This window comes from uncultured Eudoraea sp. (assembly GCF_947490415.1).
GTDB lineage: Bacteria > Bacteroidota > Bacteroidia > Flavobacteriales > Flavobacteriaceae > Eudoraea.
Genome location: NZ_CANLGX010000006.1, coordinates 159,452 through 180,853, shown reverse-complemented (window position 1 = coordinate 180,853; position 21,402 = coordinate 159,452). Strand labels below are relative to the sequence as shown.

Sequence of the window (21,402 nt, the reverse complement as noted above, 5' to 3'; positions counted from 1 at the left end):
CTTTACCATCGGTTCAACATAAACCTATTGATACCCACATTATAATTGTTAATTTAATGGCAAGTTATGTTCAGAAATAGTTTAACCCTACTTTGTATTGTCTGCGTGCTTTCTTGTAAGAATAATAACGTAGAACCCACTTCAAAGAGGGCCGCCCCACCTAATATTGTGCTTATTTTCACCGACGATCAGGGGTATCAGGATGTTGGCGCTTTCGGAGCTGACGACATCTTAACACCCAACCTGGATCAGATGGCAAGTGAAGGCATTATGTTAAGTAGTTTTTATGCTGCCCAGGCAGTATGCTCGGCCTCAAGGGCGGGGCTGTTAACCGGTTGTTATCCAAATCGCATAGGAATCCATAATGCCTTTATGCCGGATAGCAAAATAGGGCTTAATGCTTCTGAAATCACCATAGCAGAAATGTTCAAAGCAAAGGGATATTCCACCGGTATTTTTGGGAAATGGCATTTAGGGGATCATCCGGATTTTTTGCCAACCAAGCACGGTTTTGATGAGTATTTTGGCATTCCCTATTCTAACGATATGTGGCCTTTGCATCCCCAACAGGGTCCGGTTTTTAATTTTGGACCTTTACCATTGTATGAGAATGAAACTATAATAGATACCTTAACTAACCAGTCTCAATTAACTACACAAATCACGGAGAGAAGCGTAAATTTTATAAACAGGAATAAAGATCATCCCTTCTTCCTGTATGTGCCCCATCCGCAACCCCACGTGCCCTTATTTGTCTCCGAAAAGTTTAAAGGCAAGTCGGGAAGAGGATTATATGGTGATGTTATAATGGAGATTGATTGGTCTGTAGGACAGATTTTAAATGCTTTAAAAGCGAATGATCTGGATGAGAATACGGTAGTTATCTTTACTTCAGATAATGGTCCCTGGTTATCATACGGGAATCATGCGGGAAGTGCTTTGCCATTTCGAGAAGGAAAAGGTACGGCCTGGGAAGGGGGTCATAGAGAACCATTTATAATAAGATACCCCAATGGGTTAAAAGGAGGCCGGAATATCGATACTCCGGTTATGGCCATCGATATTTTACCTACGCTGGCCGAAATAACAGGTTCTGCATTACCTGATCGTATTATTGACGGAAAAAGTGTCTGGAAATTACTTAGTGGGGATAGTAAAGAAAGCCCCCAGGAGGCTTATTATTTTTATTACAGAGTGAACGAACTTCACGGTGTCAGGTATGATAAATGGAAACTTTATTTCCCTCATAATTATAGAACAATGGAAGGTCAACAGCCAGGCAAGGATGGTCTGCCCGGTGATTATGTGTATTTAGATTTAAAAGAAATTGAACTCTATGATCTTTCGGTTGACTTAAGTGAAACTACAAACGTAGCAGGTAACTATCCTGAAGTAGTCAAAAAAATTAAACAACTGGCAGATACGATGCGAAATAAATTAGGTGATTCGTTGAGAGAAATGGAAGGAACTGAAATAAGGCCTGCAGGTACCCTTGAATGAAAAAACCTTTTAAATTTAAACAATTCACTGTAAATCAGGATCGCTGCGCCATGAAGATTGGTACAGATGGTGTTTTGTTAGGTGCCTGGGCCAGTATTTCTGATTTACCGGAATCAATTTTAGATATTGGTGCAGGTACGGGCATCATTGCGTTAATGCTGGCTCAAAGAAGTAATGCCGATACAATAGATGCCATTGAAATAGATGCGGATGCTTTTGAACAATGCGTTGAGAATTTCGAGGCTTCGCCCTGGGCAGATAGGCTGTTTTGTTACCACGCCTCTCTGGGCGAATTTCTTGATGAGATTGATGATAAATATGATCTGATTATTTCTAACCCCCCTTTTTATTCTGAAGATGTACCCAGTGGTGATGGTGCCCGCGATTTGGCCAGGCAGAATAGTTCTCTTCCTTTTAGGTTTCTCCTCAAAGGAGTAATAAAATTGCTATCAAAAAATGGCATATTCACGATAATTATTCCTTTTAAGGAGGAAAAGGAAGTACTGAAAGAAGCGGAAAATATTGGGCTTTATCCGGGACGTTTGTTACGAGTAAAAGGCCATCTTGAATCTGAGGTTAAAAGAAGTCTATTAGAATTTCATTTGAAAAAAACCCCGGTATTGAAAAGTGAGCTTACCCTGGAAAAAGCGCGACATCAGTATACTGAAGATTATATAAATCTGACAAAAGATTTCTACCTGAAGATGTGAAAGTTAGTCTGTTCGGTAGATTGGCCTGGTTAGGCAGGTAGGTCCACCCCCGCCTTTATAACTGATTTCTTCTCCCTTATAAGTATAAACGGTACATCCTGCCTTTTTTAAAGCATTTTCAGTAAGCGGATTTCCCGCTACCATTATGCATTGGCGTGCGTCGGTAGCCAGCACATTGCATCCCATAGATTCGAATTCTTGTTCCGGTACCTCTACAAGGGTAAAGCCACGATGAAGTAGGTCATTTCTGAATGAAATGGGCATCAGTGGGGAATAAACGACTGCCAGATCTTTATCTACCGGACTTAAAATAGACATTAAATGAAATACATCGGTAGCGCTTTTGTAATGAGGAAGTTCGGCAACCAGTACTTCAATTTTATAAGGAGCGAGTAGTTCTTTTAGCTGTGCAATGCCTGATGAATTAGTGCGATAAGTATGCCCAACGGCCAAGGTGTTTTTATCTAACCAGGCCACGTCACCTCCCTCAAGAGTACCGGGAGCTTTAATGGTCCCCAGAATAGGAATATTATTAGCTTCAAAGTATTTCATTTGTGCTGCAGGTTCCATAGCCCTTGCCTGCTTGCCCATATTGCAAATAATCATTCCGTAATCTGTAGCTATGCTGGCATCCCTGCAATAGATGGAATCTATAGTAACAGAATCAGATTTGGGGAAGCAACTTATATGGGGTACTTTTTCGGCAATTAAACTTTTGAAGGCCTTATATTCCTCTTTTGCCCTGGTCAGATCCGGTTTGGAAAGGTAATTAAGGGCAGACCATTCATTAGTTAGCTTCTCCTCATTAATAAACGCTTTCTCCACGGTTTTAATGACAACGAATTCCAATTTTTTGTACTCGGATTGACAGGTATATTGCATCGAATTATTACTATTATTATGTGGAATCTTTATTTCTCCATTTCACAAATACATAAAAGGGTATTCCGACCATCAACAAAATAAATCCCCAAAACACAGCCTTTTCACCTGCCCCGAAAATGGCCCAAAGAGAGTAAGAAAAAGCCAAACTACCCATACCATATATTCCCAACCATGGTTGTGAGGGTAGCTTTTTCTCTAAAAGGATACTTACATAGGCCGCGGCGGTAAAGAGATATGGAACCAAGGCAGTCAAGGTACCCAGTAAAATTAGAAACCTAAATTGCTCTACCAGGCCTTCGGTATAATTCATTAGCATTACCCCAGAGGCCAAGGCACTGCCGATCAGCATTCCATAAACAGGGACACCCCGTTTGTTTTCCTTTTTAAAAATTCCTGGAAAGAGTTTATCCTTTGCGGTCGCCCTTGGTAATTGGCCAACAATTAAGATCCATCCGTTAAGGGCTCCAAAGGCAGCAATTGCTGCTCCACCGGCAACCAGCTCACGTCCTAATTTCCCGGTCATAATCCCCATGGCATCCGCAAATGGTGCTGGCGATACCGCAAGTTCCTGAAGTGGAACCATCCCCATGACCGCCATTGTTCCCAATATATAAACCAAAGTAGTTATAATTGTTCCCAACATGGTAGCTCTTGGTATGGTTTTTCCGGGGTCTTTTACGTTATCTGCAGGAATAGTTGCACTCTCAAATCCCAAAAAAGCATAGAGGGTCATAGTTGAAGTTATAGCTATGGCTTCAAAACTTGATGAATCACTTACATTGAAAGGTATAAAGTTGTCAATATTAAAAAAGAAAAAGCCCCCAACAATAATCATTAGTAAAGGGGTTAGTTTAAGTAAGGTCGTTACAACTTGTATTTTTCCTGATTCCCTGACCCCTCTCGTGTTTACCCAGGTTAGTAACCAAATAGCACCTAGGCCGGTCAAGACCGAAGCGATCGAATTTTCCTCTAACATCGGAAACAACACTGTTAAAGCACTTACAAAGGCAATGGCCATTACTGCCATACCAACCCAAATGGAAATCCAATATCCCCAGGCCACCAAAAATCCGGCAAAGTCCCCGAACCCGGCTCTTGTATAAGCATAAGGCCCCCCACTTTTATTGAGGAACAATTTACTGAGCTTACTGAAAACCAACGCCAATACTAGCGTACCCGCTGAAGAAGCCAGCCATCCAACAATACTGATACCTCCAAAGGCTGCAAGAGCGGCAGGCATTAGAAAAACACCTGCACCAATCATATTTCCAATTACCAGGGACGTACTCATCCATAGCCCAAGTTTTTTTTTATTCTTGCTTTGTTTCATTGGTTTTGGCTGGTTCTGAAAAGAATTATATATTTTTAAATGTACAAATTAAATTACTCGTGACGGAAAAATTTAAAATAGACCCGGATATAACTAAGGCAGAAACTTTACCCGCTTCTTTTTATCGCAATCCTGAATTTTTTGCAGCTGTGAAGGAACGTATTTTTTACAGGTCCTGGCAATGGATTGGCCATGAGGGTTTAGTGGATAGTGTGGAAAAGGTATATCCATTTATTTTACTGGATGACTTCTTAACAGAACCCATGCTTTTAACCCGGGATAAGGAAGACGGGATTTCCTGTCTTACCAATGTGTGCACACATCGCGGGAATTTGGTTGTTGAAAGCACTAAAACTGCTAAAAAACTGATTTGTGGTTACCATGGACGGAGCTTCAATCTGCATGGTAAAATGGAGCATATGCCAGAATTTGAAGATGTTGAGAATTTTCCCAGGCCATGTGACAACCTCCATGAATTTCAAATGCGCAAATGGGGTTCATTTTTATTTGTAGGCCTCAAACCTGCTTTTGAACTGCAAAAAGTATTGGACGCCATGAATGAAAGGGTCGGATTTATGCCTTTGCATGAGTTTAGTCTGGATGAAAAGCGCGGGAAGGACTATTTTATTGATGCAAATTGGGCGCTTTACTGTGATAATTATTTAGAGGGTTTTCATATTCCTTTTGTGCATGAGGACCTGAATGCAGTTTTAGATTACGGAAATTATGATACTGTTCTATATGACCATATGAATTTACAGATAGGCTATGCTGAAGGTACTGAGGAGGTCTTTGATCTTCCGGAAGGCCATCCGGACTTTGGGAAGAAGATAGCGGCTTATTATTATTGGGTATTTCCGAATATGATGTTCAATTTTTATCCCTGGGGTGTTTCAGTAAATTTGGTCCAACCTCTTGAAATGAACAAAACCAAAGTGTCTTTTTACAGTTACGTCTACGACCAATCCAAACTCGAAAAAGGAGCAGGTTCGCAATTAGACAAGGTAGAAATGGAAGATGAAGCCGTGGTGGAAGGAGTACAAAAAGGCATACGTTCCCATTTTTATAAAGCCGGCAGATTTTCACCAACACGCGAAAAAGGAGTACATCATTTTCATCGCCTTTTAGCAGAATTTATCAATTCATAAATCTTCATTTCGGAGTTATTTATTGTTATAAAATGTCCTATCAGGGCATTGGTTTGTTATATTCCTTTAACTACCTTTGACAAAAATTTTACGCATGAGGCCAGACTTATTTGAAGCACCGGACTACTATAACCTTGATGAGCTTTTAAGTGAAGAACACAAGCTAGTGCGGGATGCCGCCCGTCAGTGGGTAAAACGTGATATCACTCCTATAATTGAGGAATTTGCACAAAAAGCGGAATTCCCTAAGCAAATCATAGGCGGACTTGCAGAAATCGGAGCCTTTGGGCCCTACATTCCTGTAGAGTATGGTGGAGCCGGGCTGGATCAGATAAGTTACGGACTTATAATGCAGGAAATTGAACGCGGAGACAGCGGGGTGCGTTCTACTGCTTCAGTTCAATCTTCTTTGGTAATGTACCCCATATTTGCATATGGGACAGAAGAGCAAAGGAAAAAATACTTACCTAAACTGGCTAGCGGAGAATATATGGGTTGCTTTGGTTTGACCGAACCCGACCACGGATCTAACCCTAGTGGGATGGTTACCAATTTTAAAGATAAAGGAGATCATTTTTTATTGAATGGAGCCAAGCTTTGGATCTCAAATTCCCCATTTGCAGATATTGCGGTGGTTTGGGCTAAAAATGAAGAGGGAAGAATTCACGGATTAATTGTGGAAAGGGGAATGGAAGGTTTTTCAACTCCGGAAACCCATAATAAATGGTCTCTGAGGGCTTCTGCAACCGGCGAATTAATATTTGATAATGTTAGAGTTCCTAAAGAAAACCTGTTACCCGGCAAAAATGGGTTGGGAGCTCCTTTAGGTTGTCTGGACTCTGCCCGATACGGCATTGCCTGGGGTGCTATTGGAGCCGCAATGGATTGTTATGATACTGCGCTACGTTATGCCAAGGAAAGAATCCAATTTGGAAAACCCATCGCGGCAACTCAATTGCAGCAAAAGAAATTAGCGGAGATGATTACCGAAATAACCAAGGCTCAGCTTCTGGCATTCCGTCTGGGGCAATTAAAAAATGAAGGGAGAGCCACCACAGCACAAATTTCTATGGCTAAGCGCAACAATGTTGAAATGGCTATTAAAATTGCCCGAGAAGCGAGGCAGGTTCTGGGGGGTATGGGAATAACAGGCGAGTATAGTATCATGCGCCATATGATGAACCTGGAAAGTGTAATCACCTATGAAGGGACACACGATATTCACTTGCTAATTACAGGTGCGGATATTACAGGCCATAATGCCTTTAAGTAAACCCCGGGCTTTAAAAAAATTTCTTAGTTATTACTTCCTGCATGTAATCCATATGCTCTGTAGCTTTTTTAGTAAAGGCAAACAGGCTAAGGCACCGATCCAGATTCTGGGTTTCATAAGTCACTTTATAGTAGATATTTCCTTGTAAATAATCTGTTAACGCCCTGATTCCATGTAAAAAAGGCATTAATTTAACACCAAAAGGCAAATACTGAATTTCTGCTTTAGTCAGGAAACCTGAGTTCATGCTCAGGCCATCAATAAAAGCCTCAAAGAGCCCTTTGTTAAATGTTATTTTACTGAGATCTTTTTCGTCTTCGTCCACAGTATTGACTATAGTACGCACAGCATCACCAAAATCGAAAAGAAAATATCCTTTCATTAAGGTATCAAGATCAATAAGACATAAAGCTCTTTTATCATTCTTATCAAAAAGAATATTATTTAGTTTGGTATCATTATGACATATTCTAAGAGGTAAGTTCCCGGGATCATAAAAAGCGAGTTCATCAAGGGTCATTTTTGCAAAAAGAATCGCCTTCTCTGCATCCTTTAATTTGTCAGGTGTTGCACTTTTCGAGGCTTCTTCAAACTGTTGCGCACGAAATGAAAGATCATGAAAACCGGGGATGGTGTCCTGGAAGATATCGAGAGGAGCCTCTTGCAGCAGGGAATGGAATTTACCAATAATTTTGCCTGCTTCTAAGGCGATGCCCTCATCTTGTGTAGTATCAAAAGCAATACTACCGGGAACCATTGTAAACATTCGCCAGCAGTCACTTTTATTTATTTTCAAATAAGGCTTGTTATCAATGGTCCTTATCAGGGATATTTGGTGGTAGTTTTTATCCTTTAAATAAAGATGTGCATGATGGATGTTCTGCATTAATAAGTCAATATTGCTAAAGACCTGCGTATTTAGCCGCTGTAAAATATAGTAAGATGCACCATCCTGCAGGAGAGCGAAAGTGTCATTGATATACCCTTGACTTATGGGCTGTATTTTATACTCCTTTCTCTCAATGGAAAAATAAGGCAAAACAGCGTTGGGGCCATAGCTATCCATTGATATATGGTCTACGCAGATTCAACAGGCCATAGTGGCGTTCTGTATTCTCCATTATCTGTCATGTCCTGCAATTCTTTCATAGCTTTTTCCTTATCATCGGCATAGGTTATTCCAAACCATTTGCTGTCTGAAGGTATTACTGCAACGCTTACTTCATTTTGTTCTAGCATTTTCTGAATAACAAAAGGAATATATACTTCACCTCCGGCAATGTTTTCCTCATTTTCCAGAAATATTCGCAGATCATGTTCGATATGGTCAAAAATAGAAGGATTACAAACCCAAAAATTCATACTCACCAATTCATCACCACTAAAATGAAGTCCGGAATCCATGTCTGTGAGTCCGCCGTTCACTTTTTGAATTTTAGTGCGTTCCACTACCGAATGCAATTTATTTCCATCTCTTTTGCAAACTCCTCTGGAAACGGAACCATATTCTGAAAGGGTATCCTCAAGGGTATATGCTACCAAGGCATATGCATCTTTGTTCTCTCTTGTTTTGATAAAATTGGATGCATTTTTATATGCGGCCTTGCCATAGTAGTCGTCTGCATTTATAATGGCAAAGGGATTTTTTATGACATGTCTGGCAGTCCAAACAGCATGCGCAGTTCCCCAGGGTTTACCTCTTTCTCCATTAAATCCAGTTCCGTCAGGCAGGTCTGTAAGTTCCTGTGAAAGTACATCGAGTTTTATATGTTTGGGTAATTTTGGAGACAAGTAATTCTTTAAAAAATCAACATTGTCCTTTTGAGTTATTACAACTATATGATTAAACCCATTTTCTAAAGCATCGTATATACTGAATTCCATAAGAAACTCATTTTTGGGCCCCAAACCGTCAAACTGTTTAAGTTTTCCATATCGGCTGCCTCTTCCGGCTGCCATAAGTAAAAGTGTCATAATTCTATTGTTATGGCGGCAAAAATAAGTTTTTATAACGGGAATCGTAAACTGGATTAAGATTTTACCTAAAATTAAAACTGATTTATGTCATATTATATTGGACTTAAAACAAATAGATTTGTTGAAAACACTTTTTCTGATGGGCAACTTAGTACGCAAATACAATATCCCGGGTCCTCGTTATACCAGTTATCCTACAGTTCCCTATTGGAATATGGATACATTTTCGGGAAAAGCCTGGAAAGCTACGATAAAGAGAAGTTTTGATGAAAGCAATGCCACCGAGGGTATCAGTCTTTATATTCATTTGCCATTTTGTGAACAGATGTGCACGTTTTGCGGGTGTCATAAGCGTATTACTAAAAGACATGAGGTAGAAAAACCTTATATAAGCACCTTATTAAAGGAGTGGAGTTTATATTGCGAACTTTTTGATACCAAGCCCAAAATTAAGGAATTACATTTGGGAGGAGGTACCCCGACTTTCTTTTCTCCCGACCACCTTAAAGTATTAATTAACGGAATATTCAGGCATGCAGAAAAAGCAGAAAATTATGAATTTAGTTTTGAAGGGCACCCCAATAATACTACCAAGACTCATTTACAAATGTTGTTTGATCTGGGGTTTAGAAGGGTGAGTTTTGGTGTGCAAGATTATAACGATACCGTACAAAAAGCAATTCACCGTATTCAGTCTTTTGAAAAGGTAAGAGATGTTACGGAATGGTCTCGTGAAATTGGATTTACTTCTGTGGGCCACGATTTAATTTTTGGACTCCCATATCAAACGCTGGAACATGTTAAGGATACTATTTTAAAAACCAAATTGTTAATGCCTGATCGTTTGGCATTTTATAGTTATGCCCATGTACCCTGGCTTAAGGGGAACGGTCAAAGAGGATACAATGATAAAGATCTGCCTACCGCAGAAGAAAAGCGTAATCAGTATGAGAGTGGAAAAGCTTTATTAGCTGAGGTGGGTTACCACGAAATAGGAATGGATCATTTTGCTCTGGAAAGTGATTCCCTTTACATTGCTATGGTCTCTGGAAAACTTCATAGAAATTTCATGGGTTATACTGCCTCCAAAACGCAACTGATGATTGGTCTTGGAGTTTCTAGTATTGGCGACAGCTGGTATAGCTTTGCACAGAATGTTAAAAGCCTGGAGGAATATGAACATCTGGTAGGAAATAATATTATCCCTATTTACAGAGGCCATATTTTAACCGATGAAGATCAATTTATAAGAAGGCATATATTGAATTTAATGTGTAGATTTGAGTCAAGTTGGGATCAGGAAAGTGAAAATTCCGAACTTTTAGAGCAGATCTTGACAAGGCTAAGGGAAATGGAAAAAGACGAATTAGTTGAAATTAGCGTTAATAAAGTTAGGGTTACTGAAAAGGGAAGACCCTTTATAAGAAACATATGTATGGCATTTGATGTGTTATTACATAGGAAAGCCCCTGAAACCAGGCTGTTTTCCATGACTATTTAAAAGTGTTTAATTTACCTTAAAATCTAAGACAATGAAAACAATCATAGTACCTGTTGATTTCTCCGAGCAGTCCGAAAACGCTTTAAAAGTTGCGGCCTCCCTATCTAAAAAGCACGGGGCTGAAATTATTGCACTTCATATGCTGGAATTAAATGAAGCAATGATTTCATCTTCGGAAGGATTTCATCCTGAACAAACCGTGTTTCTCATTAAAATGGCTGAAAAACGAATTACCGAGTTTTTAGACAAACCCTACCTGAAGGGTGTAAAAAAAGTAACTCCTATTATAAAGCATTTCAAAGTATTTAGTGAAGTAAATGATATTGCTGAAAAACATGGGGCCGATATGATTATCATGGGCTCTCATGGCAGTGATGGACTTAAAGAAATATTTGTAGGTTCCAATGCCGAAAAAGTAGTGAGAAATTCTGAAATTCCGGTTCTGGTGATTAAAGATGAATTGGAAGATTTCAAGGCTGAAAACTTTGTATTTGCCTGTGCTTTTAAAGACGAAAGCCTTCTTGCATTTCGAAAAGCCAAGGAATTTGCAGATAAATTATCAGCTAAACTGCATTTGGTCTATATAAATACTCCGGGAGACAATTTTTTAAGTACTCAGGATGCTTATGAAAAAGTAAACAAGTATTTGCAAAAAGCTGGTGCTGGTAAGGAAGTCAATATATATAATGATTATAGCGTTGAGAAGGGTGTTTTAAATTTTAGCGAAAGTATCCATGCCGATGTAATTGGAATCCCTACTCATGGCAGAAAAGGGCTATCACATTTCTTTATGGGTAGTATTGGAGAGGATATTACCAATCATTCCAAAATTCCTGTAATCACATTCAAAATATAGTTTTAGGTTGATTAATTAATTGATATGATAAAGGGGAATCCAAAACGATTCCCCTTTATTTATTTATAAATACATCAAACCAACGAGACTTCTTAGTGCACCCTAAAATTGTCTGAGAAGCAGAACTAATGGATCAAATTCTTTCATGGTTTTCTGGAAATCGTAAACTTGTCTGTCCCTATCTATGGATTAATAGTTATTCTTTAAAAGGCCGTCACGGCCTTTGTTTACTAATTTTTTTTGGCTATCTTAATTACCTTAAATTTCCATATAACCTTGTAAGTGCTAACCAATTATGAAAGCCTATTTTTTATATTTCTCGCTGGTGTTTTATTTGTTTATAAACACAACTTTGAATGCCCAGACAATGTCCAGGGAACAAATGATTGAATATACTTCTGACTGGACAGGGGATCGATTTGAGGATGGTAGGCCAAAAATACCGGATAGTTACCTGGAACGTGCAAAGAATATCTCCATTGAAGAAGCCTGGGGCGCAATGAGAGGTCAGGGTTATTACAATCAATTTGAAGGTGATTGGATGATGATACATGAAGATATGCCAATGACCGGCCGAGCATTAACAGCTCAATACATGCCGACCAGGCCGGATATCAATGACATAATAACAAAAAAAGGTACAGCAGAAGGGAGAATAGGGGCATCCAATTCCTGGCCAATTGATGCATTACAGCAGGGAGATATTTACGTTGCTGATGGATTCGGAAAGATAATTGATGGCACCCTTATTGGCGATAATCTCGGTAATGCCATTTATACAAATTCTGGAAATGGGGTGGTCTTTGACGGTTCTTTAAGGGACCTGGAAGGCTTAGAACGCATTGAAGGGTTTAATGCATTTGTAAGGGGCTGGGATCCATCTTATATAAAGGATATGATGCTTACAGGTTTAAATACCCCAATAAGAATAGGCAGGGCTACGGTAATGCCGGGCGATTTGGTTCTGGCTAAACGGGAGGGTGTTATTTTTATTCCTGCCCACTTGGTGGAGCAGGTCATTACGCAAGCAGAATTTGTTGCATTAAAAGATGAATTTGGTCATCTGAGACTCAAACAAGCAAAGTATACACCAGGTGAAATTGATACAAAATGGACAGAAGCGATCAAAACTGATTTTTTGAACTGGATTGAAGAAAATCAGGATAAACTACCAATGAGTAAAGAAGAGCTTGATAATTACTTAAAAACCAGGACATGGTAAGTCTTTTAAATTTCTATTTCAATAACCCTTCAAACCCAACTAAATATGTACACCAATAAAAAAGAAAACCCCAGGGATAAGGAAATACAAAATGATACTAAAGGCAGGCGTTCTTTTATAAAGAAAGTAGGTTTGGGCGGATTAAGTCTGGCAGGATTAACGGCAGCTTCAGCCAATGAGCAACTTTCCTACGTATCCCAAAATGTAAATAGAAACTCAAGTCCGTCTACCCTGAAAATTACAGATATGCGAATTGCCGAAATTGGAGGAGATGTTGCATTCAGGACCCCAATAGTAAGGATTTATACAAACCAGGGTATTGTAGGCCATGGAGATGTTAGAGATGGCGCAGCAAAAGAATACGCTTTGTTTTTAAAAAGTAGGATTTTAGGGGAAAACCCTTGCAATGTGGAACGCTTGTTTGGAATTATAAAACAATTTGGATTTCACGGACGTCAGGGAGGTGGAGTATCAGCTGTGGAGATGGCGCTTTGGGACCTTGCCGGGAAAGCCTATAATGTCCCGGTTTACCAAATGCTGGGAGGGAAGTACAGGGATAAAGTTAGGCTATATTGTGATACAACAGTTTCCAAAGATGCCAATGAATATGCCAATAGAATGCAGGCCAGAATTGATCAGGGGTATACGGCACTTAAGATGGATATTGGCATTAACCTAATTAAAGACATCCCCGGAGCAATAATCAATTCTCCGGATGCGGACTATAATCCTTATCGCTATGAATACCGGTCCTATAATCTAACCAAACATCCATTTACCCGGGTTCAGATCACTGATAAGGGTATAGATTTATTAATGGAGTACCTTGATGTAATGCGTTCTAAAATAGGTTATGACATTCCTATGGGCACGGATCATTGGGGTCATTTTGGGGTGAACGAGGCTATCAAAATTGCCAGGGCAACAGAACCTTATAATTTGGCTTATATAGAAGATATTATCCCATGGCAATACACAGAACAATGGAAAGAAATTACGCAATCTTCCACCACGCCTACCCAAACCGGGGAAGATATTTACGGCCTCGAGGGAGGCTTTGAAGAACTTATCAAAACCAGATCTGTAGATATTGTCCATCCCGACCCAAATACTGCAGGGGGCATATTAGAAACCAAAAAAATAGGTGATTTTGCTTCAAGACATGGAATTGGTTTTATGCATCATCATGCAGCGGGCCCCATATCTTTTATTGGATGTGTACACAGTGCTGCAGCTACGGAAAATTTTATGTGGCTGGAACATCATGCAGTGGATAAAAACGACTGGGAGAACTTGGTTACTGGATTCGAAGGACCTATTGTAAAGGATGGTTATGTGACAGTTCCTGAAAAACCGGGTATAGGTGTGGAATTGAACGAAGAAGTAGTTAAAAAACACCTGATCAAAGGGGAAAAATTATTTGCACCTACCCCTGAATGGGACAAGATCCGTGCGTGGGACAGACTATGGAGCTAAGTGCTTTGCTAATTTTTTTGGAGCATAGGAAACAACTTTCTTAATTCCTCATCTGTCGGTTGATTTCCGTATTCACAAATTTCAAAACTCTCTACATGTTTTATTTCGGAGGCTTTATCACCATACCATTTTTTAAGAGCGGCTAATGCCGCTTTATTGGGTGCATTTGATCGCCAGTTCGCCAGCATTTTAAGTCGTTCCTGTTCTCCTATCGGAACCTTCTCCAGATTTCCTGATGTCCAGGGAAGCCATTCAAAAAATTGTGATTCATGCGCTGCCAGGGCGTAAATTTTCTGATCAAAAACAGCATCAATAGCCACAACAATATCCGGCTTAAATGGGTTTGGACGTTGAAAGCGATCTTCAGAATACAAAAAAACAGGATTCTTTTTTAGAGGGGGAGTATCGGCGGCAACATTTGGTACAATAACCATATAAGCCGCATCCTGAACCAGGATACCTGTATAGCGATGATCAGGGTGGTAGTCATTTGGCCTGGGGGCTATTACTACATCCGCATTCCATTTACGGATCTCACGGATGACCTTCAACCTGTTTTCCAGCGTAGGCATTAGTTCCCCGTCGTGGTTATCCAAAACTGTATATTCTACCCCAAAACGTTTTCCGGCTTCTTCGGCTTCGGCAAACCTGATTTTTGCCAATGTACCACCACCTTTGTTATAATGTCCGGCATCCCCATTGGTAAGAGAAACAAATTTTACCCTATGACCCATCCTTGCCAGTAGAATAGCTGTCCCACCGGCATCTGAATCGCAATCATCCGGGTGGGCACCAAATACAATGACATTTACAGTACTGGTTTGAGCATTACATAAATGGAAGGTAAATAATAAAATAAAAGTAAGAAGCAGACTTTTCATAATTTGCGGTTTAGGTTAGTTTCATTCCAACAGGGTCCCAGTTAACCGGTTTGTTCTTATAATAGCTTTCATTTGCCAGCAAAGCAGCTCCTGCTGCCCTAAGGCCAAAATTAGGGTCTTGTATTATTGTGTTCTTGCCACGGATTGCCTGGAAGAAATTAAAAAAATGGTCATAGTGACCTCCTTTGTAGTCGTCTGGCGCTTCCCAAAGTGTTTCCCCAATATTCAACGCAGATTCTCTGTTTTCCTGGTTTTTAGAGGCATATTCTGCTCTGATTTTCTTTTGAGTTTCTTCCGTATAAGCAATCATGGAATAATTACCAGGGGTCCTTCCCAATTTGGTGCGTACAAGTTTTACAGAATTTGAGCCTACCTCCATAACTCCTTCTGTTCCTACCAGCCTGAAGCCTCCTCCGCCACCAGATCCTGCAATAAAATTCACCCTGAATGAGGCGTTAAAAGCGGCATGCGTTTCAGTTTTGGGATAATCGTAAAAGGTTAATGTAACATCAGGAACATCGCGCCCGTCCTTCCAGTAGCGCAAACCACCTGTAGAAAGTGCCCGGGATGGTCCTTTTGAACTGATGATATAATTTAATGTGGAAAATGCATGAACAAACAGATCTCCGGCCACGCCGGTTCCATAATCCCTGTAATTCCGCCATCTAAAAAAACGTGTAGAATCAAATGGGACTTGTGGAGCTGTTCCCAGGAAGGTATCAAAATCTACTGTATTTGGATCGGCATCAGGAGGAATAGGATATTGCCAGGCCCCTTCCGCAGAATATCTGTCGTTATACATATCCAGAAGCACCAGGTCACCAATTGCACCATCTTCATAAAGAAGCCTTGCTTTTTCGTTTCCTAAAGAGGACATCCCCTGGCTTCCTACCTGGCAAAGCGCACCGGTATCTTTTTGAACTTTTATAATTTCATGGCCATCTACGAAATTTTGCACCATTGGTTTTTCACAGTAGACAGCTTTTCCTGCTTTCATGGCCTCAATTGTGATTTTTTTATGCCAGTGATCAGGGACCGCTACAATAACGGCATCAACATCACTCCGGTTAAGGATCTCTCTGTAATCTCTGGTAACAGCTATATCCTCTCCCCAAAGTTCTTTAGCCCTGTCTAACCTGCCTAAATAAAGATCACAAGCGGCTACAAGTTTAACACCTTTAACTTTTAATGCGGCTGTGGTGTCATATATTCCTTGGATACCGGATCCTATTAGCGCCAGATTTATCTGATCATTTATAGCAAAGGTATTTTCTTCATAGGTTCTGTTAAGTACTAGTTTTTGATGATAAGAGGAAGCTAAAATTTGTGGTGCTGTGGAAATTGCAGCTGCGCCTAAACCGGCCCGTCTTAAGAATGACCTTCTTGATTGATTCTTTTTCATGTTGGAGTACTAAGGTTGATACTTTCTTTTTAAAGAAGTTTAAATTACACTTTTTTAAGAAGTACTCCAAGAAGTTAATCAGACAGGTAAAAAAGTTTTGTTTAATTCTAAATCCTTCGCCAGGTCATTTATGGTTTTATTTTCCAGTAGTGTAATCATTTTTGATCTTGAAGGACTTATTAATCTGTGGATCGGACATGGTTTTTGCTCATTGCAGTCTTCTAAACCCAGCATACAGGTTTCCATCCTTTTTTTACCATCTATAACCTCTATTATTTGCATTACAGTTTCATTTTTATTAGATGGAGTAACGTAGAACCCCCCTTTAGGGCCCCTGGTGGAAGAGATAATTTTGCGCTTGGAAAGTTCTTGTAATAATTTGGCTATATAAGCTTTTGGAAGGTTTATTCTTTCACTAATATCCTTTACCATCATTTTATTATTCTCATCGGTATGTAGCGCGAGATATAAGACTGCTTTTAGGGCATATTTTGAAGAATTTGAGAGCATATTTTGAAATATTAAATTAATATATAATGATAAAAAGATATTATTGTCCTTAATATGATTAATATCATGTTTTTTCTTTCTTTCTCCTTTTATTTTTGAAAATTAATTGACAACTATCATAGAATGAAAAAACTTAATGAAATTACCGTATTCCTTTTTGCACTTTTAATGATAAGCTGTGGGGGAAAAGAAGAAAAGAAAAAAGAGGGTTTTAGTGTTACCAGGCAAAAAACAGACACTGAACAGCCCGTCACACCTCCCGAAACTTCTGCTACAAAAGCATCGGAGCGCGTTGATCTGGACAACAAGGGTATTGGCCCAGTGACTTCACTAACCTTAAATCCGGAAATAGACCAGGCAATGGCTGTAACTGGAAAAGAGGTGTATGACCAAATGTGCCTGGCATGCCATAGAATAGGCAAAAAATTTATTGGCCCGGCCCCTAACGGCATCCTTGAAAGACGTACACCGGAATGGGTTATGAACATGATTCTTAATCCTGATCAGATGGTAAAAGAAGATCCATTGGCGAAAGATTTGTTGCTAGAGTTCAATGGATCCCCAATGGCGAATCAAGGTCTTACTGAAGAACAAGCAAGGGCTGTGCTGGAGTATTTTAGAACTTTATAACAAACAATCATATGAAAACAATTACTAAATTAAGACTACTTGTTGGTTCATTTTTTATGCTGATTTTATTTGTCGGTTGTAAAAATGAAGCTAAAATAGAAGGAACAACTTCTTCAACAACACCAACAACTGAAGAAGATAAAGAACGTGGCCAGGCCTTTATTGAAGATGACGGATCAACTCCTAATGTACTACAGATTGCTATTGGTTCTCCGGATCATACAACGCTGGTTGCGGCTGTACAAGCTGCTGACCTTGAAAATGTTTTGGTAAATGCTGGTCCGTTAATGGTATTTGCACCTACTAATGAAGCCTTTGCTGCACTACCTGAAGGAACGGTTGACAACTTGTTAAAGCCGGAAAATAAAGAGGCGTTGGCCAATATCTTAAAATATCATGTTACGCCTGGAAATTATTCTAAAGATTTTCTAAAGAAGTTTAAAAAATTAGGGCAGGCCAATGATCAAAATGTAATGATTGTTGTTGAAGGGGATGATGTTTTTGTTGGAGGTGCTAAAATTATAGGCAGTGTTAAGGCAGGTAACGGAATTGTTCATGTGGTAGACAAGGTAATGTTACCACCGGAAGAATAAAAACATTAATCAATTAAAACTAAAAATAAAACAATGAAAAATTTAAGCTATTTAATTTGTGTCCTCTTTGGGTTAGGAATTACCTTAAGCAGCTGCAACAATCAATCTCAGAAATCAAATGGGGCTTTATCATCAAGCGCTGCTGAAAAAGTGTATGTAGCTCCTGGTGAACAAGACGAATTCTACGCTTTCCTTTCTGGAGGTTATAGCGGAAACCTTACGGTATATGGACTTCCCTCAGGGAGAATGTTCAAGGAAATCCCCGTATTCTCACAATTCCCGACTTCGGGATATGGTTATTCGGAAGAAACCAAACCGATGCTGAACACTTCTTTTGGATTCGTTCCTTGGGATGATTTACATCACCCTGATATTTCACAAACTAATGGTGAATTGGATGGTCGATGGATTTTTGTAAATGGGAACAATACTCCCCGTATAGCAAGGGTAAGTTTGAGTACTTTTGAGACCGAAGAGATTATTGAGGTTCCAAACAGTGCAGGTAACCACAGTTCGTCATTTATTACGGAAAACACGGAGTATGTCGTAGCTGGCACACGCTTCTCAGTGCCCGTGCCACAGCGCGATATGCCCATTAATGAATACAAGGGAAATTTTAAAGGCGCTTTATCTTTTATTAGTGTTGCGCCTGATAACGGCCGATTAAATCTGGAATTCCAGATATTGATGCCAGGTTTCAATTATGACCTTTCGCATCCCGGTCGTGGAAAATCTCATGGATGGTTCTTCTTTTCAACGTATAACACCGAAGAGGCCAATTCTCTATTAGAAGTTATGGCTTCGCAAAATGATAAGGATTTTATCGCTGCTGTAAACTGGAAGAAAATAGAGGAGTATGTTAAAAATGGTGGCGGGACTAAAATGCCTGCCAACTATGCGCACAATGTCTATGACGAGGAAACCCATACAGGGACTTCTACCATGATAAAAGAGGTAGTTACGGTAGATCCAACCAAAGTACCCGGAGCTTTGTACTTCCTGCCCACACCTAAATCACCACACGGCTGTGATGTAGATCCAACGGGAGAATATATTATTGGTAGCGGAAAACTGTCTGCAGACATTACGGTACATTCGTTTGATAAAATGTTGGCCGCAATCGAAGCAGAAAAATTTGATGGAGAGGCTTATGGTATTCCTATTCTCAAATTTGAGGAGGTCTTAGCAGGTACAGTAAAAAGTGGAGGTTTAGGCCCACTTCATACCGAATTCGATGACAAGGGGAATGCTTATACTACCTTCTTTATTTCCTCAGAAGTGGTAAAATGGAAAGTGGGAACCTGGGAGGTTGTCGATAGAAAACCGACTTACTATTCTGTAGGACATTTGATGATTCCGGGTGGAAATTCAAGAAAGCCTTTCGGGAAGTATGTTGTTGCTATGAACAAGATTACCAAAGACAGGTATCTTCCTACTGGTCCTGAAATGGAGCACTCTGCTCAGATTTATGATATTTCAGGGGAAAAAATGGAATTGATTTATGATTTCCCAACCCACGGTGAACCGCATTATGCTGCTGGTTGCCCTGCCGAGTTGTTAGCATCAAATTCGAAAAAGATCTATCGATTGGATGAAAATAAGCATAAATATGCCACTATGGGTGTTGATGATGCACGTGTAGAACGCAATGGGAATGAAGTACATATTTATATGTCTACTATCAGAAGTCATTTTACTCCAGACAATATTGAGGGTATCAAAGTAGGGGATAAGGTTTATTTCCATATCACCAACCACGAGCAAGATTTTGACGTACCACATGGTTTCTCCATAATTGGTCAGGGGACTTCCGAAATTCTAGTAATGCCAGGGCAAACCAAGACCTCGTTATGGGAACCTAAAAAGGTTGGGGTATGGCCATTCTACTGTACCGATTTTTGTTCTGCTTTACACCAGGAAATGCAAGGTTATGTTAGAGTATCTCCTGCTAATTCAAATATTGACCTTTCCTGGTCTTTAGGCGAATGAAAGTACTCTGGTAAATAATTTTATTTCACATATAAAAGCGGGCTGTGTCTAAGACCTGCCCGCTTTTTTCACAAATTAAAGTATCCTTCCAAAGCCACGTTTGATTTGTAAACAATCAAAAAGCAGAAATGATGAAAAAAGCAAGTATCCTGATGATCATTGGTCCTTTGTTTCTTTTGGGATTGTATGTTTTCCCGCTCTGGAACATAATGCTCGGAGCACCTCAATATCCGGAACCTTTGGGAATGAATATATATATTGATGGTATTAAGGGAGTTGATGAATTTGATATTCAGAACATTGACGGTCTTAACCACTACATTGGCATGCGTACACTACCAAAACCTGAGGATATGTGGGAGTTTAGTACCTTTCCATGGGTCATTGGAGGAATGGTAGCCTTAGGTGTATTGATAGGCCTGTTGGGATTTTTTGAAAAAGTTAGCTATAAATGGTTTATGGGATGGTTCGTACTCATGAGTATCTTAGGAGTACTGGGTATGTATGATTTTAACGAATGGATGGTAGATTACGGCACCAATTTAGATCCTAATGCTATAATGAAACTCACCAACGCAGACGGCACTCCTGTGAGCTACAAACCACCACTTTTTGGGCATGTAAAAATGCTTAATTTTGACGTAACCTCTTTGCCATCGACAGGTGCGTGGTTCATGTTTGTGGGTATGATGATGACTGTAATGGCATTTTTTGTGGGTAAAAAAGCATGGAAACCCGAAAGAAGTGCCAATTCGGTAAGACCGATTAAAGTAAAACCAAATGATAAATAAATTCATTTTTTTAAGTTTAGTCCTATTCATATTCGCTTCATGTGAGGTAAGTCCAAAACCAATTATTTATGGTTCTGATGGATGTCATTTTTGTTCAATGACCATTGTAGATAAGCAACATGCAGCTCAAATAGTAACTAAAAAAGGGAAGGCATTTAAATTTGATGCGGTGGAATGTATGCTTAATCATATGAAAGACATAGATACCGTTGAAGTTGCACTTTATTTCTGCAATTACTATGAGCAACCAGGAGAACTGATAGCCGCACAGGAGGCAACTTATCTGATAAGTGAAAATATACCCAGTCCCATGGGGGAATTCTTAACCGCATTTGACAATATGGAAGCTGCAACCGTGGCAAAAGAAGAAAATGGAGGAGAGCTCTATTCCTGGAATGAACTTTTGAAACACATGAATAATTAAAATGATGTATACGGTTAATAATGGAATTAATTCACAGGAGTATAATAAGCTTCAGATTCATAAGCTGGTAAATACTGAAAACTTAAAAATATTAAGTATTAGCCTTGAAAAAAACGCTATCTTTCCTGAACATGTGTCACCAAAAGATGTACAATTAATTGTCTTGGAGGGCGCTATTATTTTTTATATCAATCAGAAAGAGTACCATCTTTCCAAACATCAACATTTCTCCTTTCCTAAAGATGAAAAACATTGGGTAAAAGCACTCGAGAATTCAAAATTCCTTATAATAAGGTAATACTGA

The 21,402-nt window shown here is 39.5% G+C and carries 21 protein-coding genes; 14 read left to right on the top strand and 7 right to left on the bottom strand.

Annotated elements, in window-relative coordinates:
* Positions 1–66: 66 nt before the first annotated feature.
* Entirely contained in the window at positions 67–1,500 is a 1,434-nt protein-coding gene (locus Q0874_RS15500) for a sulfatase (RefSeq protein WP_299164430.1), read from the top strand.
* Positions 1,497–2,210, top strand: coding sequence for a methyltransferase (locus tag Q0874_RS15495; protein WP_299164429.1), 714 nt, complete (start codon positions 1,497–1,499; stop codon positions 2,208–2,210). The genes Q0874_RS15500 and Q0874_RS15495 overlap by 4 nt, the downstream gene beginning before the upstream one ends.
* Before the next feature lie 3 nt (positions 2,211–2,213).
* On the opposite strand, the gene Q0874_RS15490 is transcribed toward Q0874_RS15495, so the two are convergent.
* Together Q0874_RS15490 and Q0874_RS15485 are read right to left on the bottom strand one after the other, a co-directional pair.
* The gene (locus Q0874_RS15490) at positions 2,214–3,092 is read right to left on the bottom strand and encodes a dimethylarginine dimethylaminohydrolase family protein (RefSeq protein ID WP_299164428.1); all 879 of its coding nucleotides are present in this window, start codon (positions 3,090–3,092) and stop codon (positions 2,214–2,216) included.
* Positions 3,093–3,108: 16 nt separating this feature from the next.
* Entirely contained in the window at positions 3,109–4,425 is a 1,317-nt protein-coding gene (locus Q0874_RS15485; protein ID WP_299164427.1) for an amino acid permease, read from the bottom strand.
* A 59-nt stretch (positions 4,426–4,484) separates the two neighbouring features.
* Here Q0874_RS15485 and Q0874_RS15480 point away from each other — a divergent pair, with 59 nt between their 5' ends.
* A complete protein-coding gene (locus Q0874_RS15480; protein WP_299164426.1) occupies positions 4,485–5,573 on the top strand; it encodes an SRPBCC family protein in 1,089 nt (362 codons plus the stop codon).
* A gap of 94 nt (positions 5,574–5,667) precedes the next feature.
* Positions 5,668–6,846, top strand: coding sequence for an acyl-CoA dehydrogenase family protein (locus tag Q0874_RS15475; RefSeq protein WP_299164425.1), 1,179 nt, complete (start codon positions 5,668–5,670; stop codon positions 6,844–6,846).
* A 10-nt stretch (positions 6,847–6,856) separates the two neighbouring features.
* On the opposite strand, the gene Q0874_RS15470 is transcribed toward Q0874_RS15475, so the two are convergent.
* Positions 6,857–7,912 (bottom strand): phosphotransferase enzyme family protein, encoded by a 1,056-nt coding sequence (locus tag Q0874_RS15470; protein ID WP_299164424.1) that lies wholly within the window; start codon positions 7,910–7,912, stop codon positions 6,857–6,859.
* 11 nt (positions 7,913–7,923) lie between these two features.
* Complete coding sequence (locus tag Q0874_RS15465) at positions 7,924–8,820, bottom strand: sugar phosphate nucleotidyltransferase (protein WP_299164423.1); 897 nt, start codon at positions 8,818–8,820, stop codon at positions 7,924–7,926.
* A gap of 142 nt (positions 8,821–8,962) precedes the next feature.
* Here Q0874_RS15465 and hemN point away from each other — a divergent pair, with 142 nt between their 5' ends.
* The 4 genes from hemN (at position 8,963) to Q0874_RS15445 (ending at position 13,878) form a co-directional block, all read left to right on the top strand.
* On the top strand, positions 8,963–10,324 hold the full coding sequence (gene hemN, locus Q0874_RS15460; RefSeq protein ID WP_299164422.1) for an oxygen-independent coproporphyrinogen III oxidase: 1,362 nt from the start codon (positions 8,963–8,965) through the stop codon (positions 10,322–10,324).
* Positions 10,325–10,355: 31 nt separating this feature from the next.
* Complete coding sequence (locus tag Q0874_RS15455; RefSeq protein WP_299164421.1) at positions 10,356–11,180, top strand: universal stress protein; 825 nt, start codon at positions 10,356–10,358, stop codon at positions 11,178–11,180.
* Between the two features lie 295 nt (positions 11,181–11,475).
* Positions 11,476–12,402, top strand: coding sequence for an RraA family protein (locus tag Q0874_RS15450; protein ID WP_299164420.1), 927 nt, complete (start codon positions 11,476–11,478; stop codon positions 12,400–12,402).
* Between the two features lie 45 nt (positions 12,403–12,447).
* On the top strand, positions 12,448–13,878 hold the full coding sequence (locus Q0874_RS15445) for a mandelate racemase/muconate lactonizing enzyme family protein (RefSeq protein ID WP_299164419.1): 1,431 nt from the start codon (positions 12,448–12,450) through the stop codon (positions 13,876–13,878).
* Positions 13,879–13,886: 8 nt separating this feature from the next.
* On the opposite strand, the gene Q0874_RS15440 is transcribed toward Q0874_RS15445, so the two are convergent.
* The 3 genes from Q0874_RS15440 to Q0874_RS15430 form a co-directional block, all read right to left on the bottom strand.
* Positions 13,887–14,759 (bottom strand): PIG-L deacetylase family protein, encoded by an 873-nt coding sequence (locus Q0874_RS15440; RefSeq protein ID WP_299164418.1) that lies wholly within the window; start codon positions 14,757–14,759, stop codon positions 13,887–13,889.
* Positions 14,760–14,769: 10 nt separating this feature from the next.
* Positions 14,770–16,161: a Gfo/Idh/MocA family oxidoreductase gene (locus tag Q0874_RS15435; RefSeq protein WP_299164417.1), complete on the bottom strand. Its 1,392-nt coding sequence runs from the start codon at positions 16,159–16,161 to the stop codon at positions 14,770–14,772.
* A gap of 78 nt (positions 16,162–16,239) precedes the next feature.
* Positions 16,240–16,671 carry an Rrf2 family transcriptional regulator gene (locus tag Q0874_RS15430; RefSeq protein ID WP_299164416.1) on the bottom strand — a complete coding sequence of 144 codons (432 nt, stop codon included), beginning with the start codon at positions 16,669–16,671 and terminating at the stop codon, positions 16,240–16,242.
* 123 nt (positions 16,672–16,794) lie between these two features.
* Between Q0874_RS15430 and Q0874_RS15425 the strand changes: the two genes are divergently transcribed.
* The 6 genes from Q0874_RS15425 to Q0874_RS15400 all read left to right on the top strand — a co-directional run bounded on the left by Q0874_RS15425 (position 16,795) and on the right by Q0874_RS15400 (position 21,396).
* Complete coding sequence (locus Q0874_RS15425) at positions 16,795–17,301, top strand: cytochrome c (protein ID WP_299164415.1); 507 nt, start codon at positions 16,795–16,797, stop codon at positions 17,299–17,301.
* A gap of 11 nt (positions 17,302–17,312) precedes the next feature.
* Positions 17,313–17,894 carry a fasciclin domain-containing protein gene (locus Q0874_RS15420; protein WP_299164414.1) on the top strand — a complete coding sequence of 194 codons (582 nt, stop codon included), beginning with the start codon at positions 17,313–17,315 and terminating at the stop codon, positions 17,892–17,894.
* A gap of 33 nt (positions 17,895–17,927) precedes the next feature.
* Complete coding sequence (gene nosZ / locus Q0874_RS15415) at positions 17,928–19,883, top strand: Sec-dependent nitrous-oxide reductase (protein WP_299164413.1); 1,956 nt, start codon at positions 17,928–17,930, stop codon at positions 19,881–19,883.
* A gap of 131 nt (positions 19,884–20,014) precedes the next feature.
* Positions 20,015–20,674 carry a hypothetical protein gene (locus Q0874_RS15410; protein ID WP_299164457.1) on the top strand — a complete coding sequence of 220 codons (660 nt, stop codon included), beginning with the start codon at positions 20,015–20,017 and terminating at the stop codon, positions 20,672–20,674.
* Positions 20,664–21,098, top strand: a complete 435-nt coding sequence (locus tag Q0874_RS15405; RefSeq protein ID WP_299164412.1) for a nitrous oxide reductase accessory protein NosL — start codon at positions 20,664–20,666, stop codon at positions 21,096–21,098. The genes Q0874_RS15410 and Q0874_RS15405 overlap by 11 nt, the downstream gene beginning before the upstream one ends.
* Position 21,099: 1 nt before the next feature.
* Positions 21,100–21,396, top strand: coding sequence for a cupin domain-containing protein (locus Q0874_RS15400; protein WP_299164411.1), 297 nt, complete (start codon positions 21,100–21,102; stop codon positions 21,394–21,396).
* The last annotated feature ends 6 nt before the right edge of the window (positions 21,397–21,402 follow it).